Raw genomic sequence first — 2,827 nt, 5'->3', positions numbered from 1 at the left:
ACGCCAGATGCCTCTGTCGGGAAACCCTCATCAAGCACTGGACTCACTGTTCACTCTTCACTGGTTTAATTACTTATGCGTACTCGCCAAGAAATTACGGATATGTTCTCGACATTCGCGCAGTTGGAAGGAGACAAATTCAGCAAATGGTCGATTGATAAGAAACTATATAAAAATATTCAAAATCACTTGGAGCTTTCCTCAGAAGCACTTAAATCAGAAAACTTTTGGGCGCTTTACTGGCATAAGCACTGGCGTTCTAAATCCAACAATTTTGCCAGAATGCATTTGTCGGCTTATTTACAAGAACCATGTTATTGGACGGCTTCAAAAGCAGTTGCTAAATTTACTCTTAGCCAATACACTCTAGCTGATTACTTCCAAATGGCGATCGCAGAAGTCGAAATAATTCTTAAAGACTTCAACTCAGAAAAATGCTCTAGTTTAAAAACCTACGCCATTATGGCAATTCCCAGTCGGCTGAAAGATGTTTTGCGCCAACGCAAAGAAGCTAATCTTTGCACGAATTGGGCATTGTTACGCAAAGTGAGCAAAAAGCTGCTTAGTGAAGCTCTTAGTGAAGCTGGATTATCACAAAGCACAATTGCTCAATATCGTCTAGCTTGGACTTGTTTCAACCAACTGTACGTCCAAAACCAACCAGGAGGTACCAGTAAGTTACCAGAACCGAATCGTCAGCTTTGGGAAGCGATTGCCAACCTCTACAACCAGCAACGCCAAAGCCAACTTACTCAACTCACTGAGCAACGTAATGCACAGACAATTGAACAGTGGTTAAACCAAACAGTTCTCTACGTGCGTGCTTATCTGTTTCCAGCAGTGAAATCTCTAAATGCTTTTAAGCAAGATGATGACACGACAGTAACGTTTGATTTGCCAGATCCATCTTTTGACTCACCAATGGCTGATATGATAGCCCAAGAGGATGTCCAAAATCGACAAAACCAAATATCTCAGATGTTTGCTGTATTGTTAAAAGCTTTACAGAGCCTGGATGGGCAATCCCAAGAAGTACTTAAGCTTTACTATCAACAGGGACTCACTCAGCAGCAGATTATGCAACAGTTGCAGATGAGTCAGCCTACGGTGTCTCGCAGACTGGTTAAAGGTAGAGAATCAATGCTTGCAGGACTTATTAAGTGGAGCCAAGCTTTGAATATTTGTGTTGATTCTAACCAAATAAAAGATATGAGTCTTGCTTTGGAAGAATGGCTGAGAAATCAGTATGGCGAGTATAATATGAACCCATAGTTTTTATTAGGTAGTAAAAATGACTTGTGCATTTGCTGATCCGAGAGAATGGTGGTTAGAAATATCACCAAGAATTCAAGTACAATCCTGGCAACAAAGCCAGGTTTATGCCACGTCTAGCAGTCGCTGGTGCGCTTACATAAATCAAATTTGTCTCCATGCCTTCTTGGATTGGATCTCAACTGAAGATTTTCCCAGCGCGAGTGTTTGGCACAGTTTCCCTGGTACGCCAGCTTTTTGGGAATTTGTCAATGGCACAGCAATTTTGTTAGACCGGAGGCGAGTCGTGTTGATTCCCAGTGAGGCAATTGATGATAGCGAGTTAGAAGTTCCTCAGGAATGGGTGGACATTCCCAGTTGGGCAGCAGACTACTATTTAGCAGTACAAGTCAAACCAGATGGCGAGTGGGTACGAATTTGGGGTTATACAACCCATACAGAACTGAAATCTCTGGCTCACTATGACTCAGTCGATAGAACTTATTGTATAGATGCAAGGCATTTGACAAAAGACCTCAATGCTTTTTCTTTGAGCTATCAATTTTGTAGAGAAGAACAGATGAAAGCGGCTGTAGCTTCTCTACCACAATTATCCACCCAGCAAGCAGAAAATCTTGTGCAACGCTTAGGCAATTCCTCTGTGACTTTTTCTAGACTAGGAGTACCATTTACAACCTGGGGTTCGCTACTAGAGGATGAACACTGGCGGCAGCGCTTGTACCAACAACGGTTCACCCTGAGCGCAGTCGTAAGCGCAAGCGCACGCCAAGGCGAACGCGTAGCGTCTCCGCAGGAGATAGGGCAGCAGTCACAATCTTCGCAAGTGCAAGTGAATCTCAGTCGTTGGCTGGAAGGTATATATGATAATGCTTGGGAATCAATAGAGACATTTTTCGCATCAAATTCCAGTAGTCTAGCTTTTAATTTTAGGAGTAGTACTGGGTTAGATCTTAGTAGTATCAAACGAGCCAAGCTGATTGACTTGGGAATCGAAATAGAGTCTCAAAAAGTGGTGCTCTTAGTTGCTTTGATACCAGAGTCTAGCCAACAAGTTAGTATTCGCGTGCAATTACATCCTGCCAATGGAGAATCTTATTTACCTGTTAATATGAAGCTAGCTTTGCTTTTAGAGTCAGGGGAAATCATTCAGGAAGTGCAAGCAAGAGTTCAAGATAATTACATACAATTGAAACGCTTTGATGGAGAAGTAGGAGAATGTTTTAGCATCCAAGTTGCTCTTGATAGTTGCCAGATAACAGAAAATTTCGTTATTTAGTCATTATATTATGTTCGGATGAACACTTATAAAAAACGAAGAACTTCCCCCCTCTCCTTAATAAGGAGAGCCAGTGCGTTGGGGAGGACAGTGCCGTGGGCGGGTTTCCCGACAGTCGCGCACCTGTCCGTTGAGCCAGTACTTGATGAGGGTTTCCCGACCTAGGTATCTGGTGAGACAGCGCTGGACTCACCGTAAGGCGTGGCCGTTCCCACTAGGGCGTTCGGGTTTCCCGACTTGTAGACGCCGGAGGCGGTGAGACAGCGCTGCAGGAGGTGA

2 protein-coding genes are annotated in these 2,827 nt (G+C 43.6%); both read left to right on the top strand.

From position 1 onward, the window contains the following. Positions 1-75: 75 nt before the first annotated feature. On the top strand, positions 76-1,272 hold the full coding sequence (locus tag AC5590_RS22295; RefSeq protein ID WP_169268940.1) for a sigma-70 family RNA polymerase sigma factor: 1,197 nt from the start codon (positions 76-78) through the stop codon (positions 1,270-1,272). Positions 1,273-1,291: 19 nt separating this feature from the next. Further along, positions 1,292-2,548 carry a DUF1822 family protein gene (locus AC5590_RS22290; RefSeq protein ID WP_169268939.1) on the top strand — a complete coding sequence of 419 codons (1,257 nt, stop codon included), beginning with the start codon at positions 1,292-1,294 and terminating at the stop codon, positions 2,546-2,548. Positions 2,549-2,827: the final 279 nt, after the last annotated feature.

Source organism: Brasilonema octagenarum UFV-OR1 (assembly GCF_963888615.1).
In the GTDB taxonomy this organism is placed as follows: Bacteria; Cyanobacteriota; Cyanobacteriia; order Cyanobacteriales; family Nostocaceae; genus Brasilonema; species Brasilonema sennae.
The sequence above is the reverse complement of the archived record's forward strand: the minus strand, read 5'-3'. Positions and strand labels throughout refer to the sequence as shown.

Coding starts and splice junctions, on each gene's coding strand:
- AC5590_RS22295 (WP_169268940.1), top strand. CDS start 76: ATGCGTACTCGCCAAGAAATTACGGATATGTTCTCGACATTCGCGCAG.
- AC5590_RS22290 (WP_169268939.1), top strand. CDS start 1,292: ATGACTTGTGCATTTGCTGATCCGAGAGAATGGTGGTTAGAAATATCA.